This is a genomic window from Vermiculatibacterium agrestimuris, from assembly GCF_943193085.1.
GTDB classification, from domain to species: Bacteria; Bacillota; Clostridia; order Oscillospirales; family Oscillospiraceae; genus Vermiculatibacterium; species Vermiculatibacterium agrestimuris.
Map to the genome: position 1 here is coordinate 1 of NZ_CALPCU010000051.1, position 4,667 is coordinate 4,667.

Here is a 4,667-nt window from a genome sequence, read left to right on the forward strand (position 1 = left end):
ATAGACGAAGGCAAAGACGGCCATGAGCAGGAACGTCAGCGGTTTTTGTTTTCCTTATTCCCTGACCTCCCGGATGAGGACAAAGGGGGTGAGCTGCCGGTCTTGACCGGCAGGGTTGTCCCTGATCAGGGACAACAATTCCTCTCGGCTCCGATCCTTGAGTTGCTCGCCCTTGCCCAGCAGCTCCACATTCAGGTCGTTGGCGTCCACGATCATCATAACCACCCCGGTCTTCTCGAAGACCTCGTCGCAGACCTTGGCCGGGTCACTGGGTACCCGGACGCCCATGTGCTCGTACTCGGGGATGTCCTCCCCGTAGAAGCCGTCCAGGCCGGTGACCTCCTCGCCCAGCATATCGTAGAAGACCCCGCGCTTGCCCAGGAGCTTGCCGAAACCGGCGCAGAGGGCGGCCCAGATGACCTTGCCAAGGCCGCAGATGTTGATGGCAAACTGCATCTTGACCGGAAGGCCCATACCGGGGCCGGCGGAAGTCTGGTGAACGAATTTGGACAGGAATTTGGCCCAGAAGCCGGGCTTACATTCGTCCTCGGTGACCACACGGCCCTGGCACAGGGCGATGACCTTCTCGCTGGAGGAGACGATATCTCCCGGCTGATAGAGGGGCTTGACATACGTTTCTATCAGGTCGATATAGCTCTCTCCCACCTGGACGAAGTGGGTAGTGATGGCGTGGCGGGCGTATTTTTTGCCCCCGGCCTCAATGATGACGCTCTTTCCCTCGTTGGCGTAAAAGTCCATGGATAACGCTCCTTTTGTAACCAGAGTAATCCCTATTATAGACGGGTTGGCGGAAGGAAGCAACCCAGTTTCGCATAAAAATTTCCGCCGGGGAGAGAATGAGAAAACATGGAAGGAGGCAGCGAATGGGCTTTTTTCAGAAGCGGGCGGCCCAGGATCCGCCCCACCCGCGCCGGGAGCCCCGGCTGGCGGGGCCCCTGACGCCGGAGGCCCTGGGGCAGGTGTTTGAAAACTGCGTGGACTACAGCCGCCGAAGCATTGCGGTGGGGGGCAACGAGGCCATGCGCCTGGAGCTCATTTTCATCGCCGGGATGGTGCGCATGGAGCGGGTCAGCGACTATGTGCTCCGGCCCCTGGCCCAGGACGCCGCCCTGGGGGAGCTGGGGGAGGCGGTGGCCTGGGAGAAAATGCGCTCCGGGGCCCTCTACAGCCTGTCGGTCAGCGAGGTGACCACCCTGGACAAGGCGGTGGGCGACCTTGTTGACGGCAACTGCCTGCTGATCTTCCCGGGAAAGGAGCGGGCCCTCTCCTTTAATGTGGGCACCGAGGAGAAGCGAAGCATCGGGGAACCGGAGGACGAGGTGGCGGTAAAGGGGCCCAAGGACTCCTTTGTGGAGAACCTGCGCACCAACACCTCCCTTGTCCGGCGGCACCTGAAGGCCCCCGAGCTGCGGATCACCGAGCAGGTGGTGGGCCGGCAGAGCCTGACCCCGGTGGACATCCTGTGGCTGGAGGGCATCGCCGATCCGGACACGGTGAAAACGCTCCAGCGGCGGATGGAGGACATCGACATCGACGCCCTGCTGGCCACGGGGAATTTGGAGGAGTATATCGTGGATGATCTGGACACCGCCTTCCCGCTGGTGCAGTCCACCCAGCGGCCTGACCGGTTCTGCTATGGCCTCTGCCAGGGCCGGGTGGGGGTGCTGATGGAGGGCATCCCCCTGGGCTATCTGGCGCCGGGGGTCATAGGGGACTTTTTGCGGGCACCGGAGGATCGCGCGGAGAACTGGATGGTGGCCACGGCCCTGACAGCGCTGCGGTGGGTCTGCCTGCTGTTGACGCTTTTCCTGCCGGGGCTCTATGTGGCCATGGTGAGTTTTCACCCGGAGATGATCCCGGCCCGGCTGGCCCTCAGCATCATGGCGGCCCGGCGGGACGTGCCCTTTTCCGCCCTCTTTGAGACCCTGCTTTTGCTGGCGGCCTTTGAGGTGCTGCAGGAGGCGGGGCTGCGTCTGCCCCAGTCTATCGGGCAGACGGTGTCCATTCTGGGCGGCCTGGTGGTGGGCTCTGCGGCGGTGGAGGCCAAACTGATCTCCCCGGCGGTGCTGGTGGTGGTGGCCATCGCTGGCATTGCCGGATACACCATGCCCTCCCAGGATCTGGCGGGGGCGCTGCGGCTGTGGCGGTTTTTTGCGGCGGCCCTCTCGGGCCTGGCGGGACTGTTCGGACTGGCGGCGGGAGCGGCGCTCCTGGTGGGACACCTGGCAGGGCTGGAGAGCTTCGGAGTGCCCTATCTGACCCCCTTCACCAACGCTGAGCCCATTCTGCGCCAGCCGCTGACCGCGGACAAGCTGCGGCCGGCCCATTTGAATTCGGAAAACCGGAGGAAACAGCGATGAGGGGCTGGAAGTTGGCCTTGGCTTTAGCCCTGGCGCTGCTCGCCGGCGGGGCGGGGGCCCTGCCGGAAAGCCGCGAGATAGAGGGGTTAAAGCTGGTGGGCACCCTGGCGGTGGACGGCGGGGCGGAGACCTCCGTCACCGCCCTCACCGCCGTTCGGGCCACAGGAGAGGAAGAACCGGAGACCTTCTCCGGGACGGGGGACAGTCTGGCCCAGGCCTGCCGAAGGCTTCGGGAGGGCTCCTCCCGGCGAACCTATCTGGGTCAGACGGAGCAGCTGCTCATCGGGGAGGAAAGCGACCTGAACGCCACGCTGGACTTCGTGCTGGTGGATCGGGAGCTGCGGATGGACACCTCCTTATATATAGTAAAGGGCCCGGCGGGGGCGGCGCTGGCCGCCTCGGCGGAGCGGGCCTCGGAGGAGACCGGAGGGCAGGATCCCCGGCGGCGAACGGTGGGAGAGACCCTGGCCCGGCTGTCGGAGGGGGAGTACGCCCTTGTGCCCGCCCTGGCGGTGGGGGAGGAGGGCGCTCTCGCGCCGGCGGGCTGGGCGGTAGTGGGCCCCCTGGGGCTTGCCGGCTATCTGGAGGAGGACGCCGCCTTGGGCGCCATCCTGCTGGACGGCGACGGCGAGGGGGAGGTGGTGACCCTTCCCGGCGGGGCGGTAGAGCTGACGGCGGTGCGGACTTGGGCCCAAAACGGGCGGGTGAAGTGCGGCATCGAGGCCCGGCGGGCCCAGGGGGAGCCGGATATGAAGGCGCTGGAGGCGTGGGGAGAGCGGATGATCCGTGCCGCTTTGGCGCCCGGCTGGGACTGCTGGGGACTGGATCGGCAGCTGGCCTGCCCGCAGTTTTGGATGTGGGAGCGGGCAAAGGGAACGGACGTGGGAAAACTGGACGTGGAAGTGACGGGAAGGCTGGTGGAAGGTCATGGGCCGTGAGACAGGAGGAGGCAGGTCGGTGGTCGCCGCCCTGATCCCCGTAATGCTGAGCCTGCTGGGGCCGCTGTGCCGGCAGGCGGGGCGGCTGGCCTGGCTGGCCCCGGCGGCGGCGCTGCCGGCGGGGCTTGGGCTGTGCTGGGTGTGGAAAAGGTTCGGCGGAAAAAATCTGCCCCAGATGCTGGAGGGGAGCTTCGGCAAATGGGGCGGAAAGCTGGGAGAGCTGGTCTACTTGCTGTGGGGGCTGTTCCTGCTGTCGGTGAGCGCCCGGCGGTATGCGGGGCGGCTTTTGACCGCGGCCTCCGGAGAGAACGCCCGGTGGCTTTACCTGGCGGCGGCGCTGGGCTTTGCCCTGTGGCTGGGCCGGGAGGACGGACGGGTATTCCTTCGGACGGGACGGCTGTTTTTTGGCGCGGTGGCGGCAGCCCTTCTCCTGGCGGTGGTCTTGACGCTGCCGGCCCTGGACTGGAGGAACCTGTTTCCTCCCGCTGGGTCAGACTGGACGGGCCTTCCCCGGGCGGCGCTGACGGTGCTGGCCCTGGCGGGGTATGGGGTCTACGGCCTGTGCCTGCCGGACGGAGAAAGGGGGAGCCGGTGGTCTTGGGCCATCCTGGGCTGCGGCGGCTTTACCCTTCTGCTGGCGGCGACCCTGGGAACCTTTGGCCCCGCCCTGGCCGGGCGGATGGAGGAGCCCTTCCTGCTGCTGTTAGAGGGGGCGGCGGCCCCCGGCGTCTTTTGGCGGGGAGAGGCCGCCCTGGCGGCGGTGCTCCTCTTGGCGGACATCGTCCTCCTGGCGCTTCTGACCCGGGGGTGCGGGGCGCTCTGGCGGGGGCTGATCCCCAAATGGCGGGGACGGGGGTTGTGGCTCCTGACGGCGGCCGCCTTCTGGTGGGCGGGGGTGCGGCCGGCGGAACCGGTGGGGGAGGGCGTCCTCCTCTGGGGCGGTCTTCTGCTGGGCGGCGTGGTGCCCGCATTTGCCGTTTTGACCGAAAGAGGATCAAAAACGGAGAAAGGGGGAGCAACATCTTGTGTGAAAAAATAGAGATGAGGGGCAGATGTTGCGGATGAGAAAAAGGGAGAAAAAAGTTGCAGAAAAAATGCAAAAAAGTGTTGACATTCTAAATCCGTTTTGGTATATTAATAGGGCACCTGCGAGAGGGCCTGATTCGCCTGACCGCCGAAGCCCTTGAGCGACAAAGGATTTCGGGATTTCCCCGAAAAATCCTGTGAGCAATGACAGGGCAAAAGTGAAAAAGAGATCGACCCGGGCAGATGCGGCGTGCACCTTGTAAATTAAACAACGTGAAGACAAGACAACACCAGAAGAGGACGGAAGTCCTTTTCACAAGTG

General features: G+C 65.2%; 4 protein-coding genes. 3 read left to right on the top strand and 1 reads right to left on the bottom strand.

From position 1 onward, the window contains the following. Positions 1-54: 54 nt before the first annotated feature. The gene (locus NFR87_RS10355) at positions 55-759 is read right to left on the bottom strand and encodes a F420-0--gamma-glutamyl ligase (protein WP_251449411.1); all 705 of its coding nucleotides are present in this window, start codon (positions 757-759) and stop codon (positions 55-57) included. A 125-nt stretch (positions 760-884) separates the two neighbouring features. Between NFR87_RS10355 and NFR87_RS10360 the strand changes: the two genes are divergently transcribed. Genes NFR87_RS10360 through NFR87_RS10370 form a run of 3 tightly spaced genes read left to right on the top strand, consistent with a single transcriptional unit; the run spans position 885 to position 4,358 of the window. Then, positions 885-2,381 carry a spore germination protein gene (locus NFR87_RS10360; RefSeq protein ID WP_251449413.1) on the top strand — a complete coding sequence of 499 codons (1,497 nt, stop codon included), beginning with the start codon at positions 885-887 and terminating at the stop codon, positions 2,379-2,381. Continuing rightward, on the top strand, positions 2,378-3,319 hold the full coding sequence (locus NFR87_RS10475) for a Ger(x)C family spore germination protein (RefSeq protein ID WP_277613141.1): 942 nt from the start codon (positions 2,378-2,380) through the stop codon (positions 3,317-3,319). The genes NFR87_RS10360 and NFR87_RS10475 overlap by 4 nt, the downstream gene beginning before the upstream one ends. Further along, the gene (locus tag NFR87_RS10370; RefSeq protein ID WP_251449415.1) at positions 3,309-4,358 is read left to right on the top strand and encodes an SLC5/6 family protein; all 1,050 of its coding nucleotides are present in this window, start codon (positions 3,309-3,311) and stop codon (positions 4,356-4,358) included. The genes NFR87_RS10475 and NFR87_RS10370 overlap by 11 nt, the downstream gene beginning before the upstream one ends. Positions 4,359-4,667 lie beyond the last annotated feature (309 nt).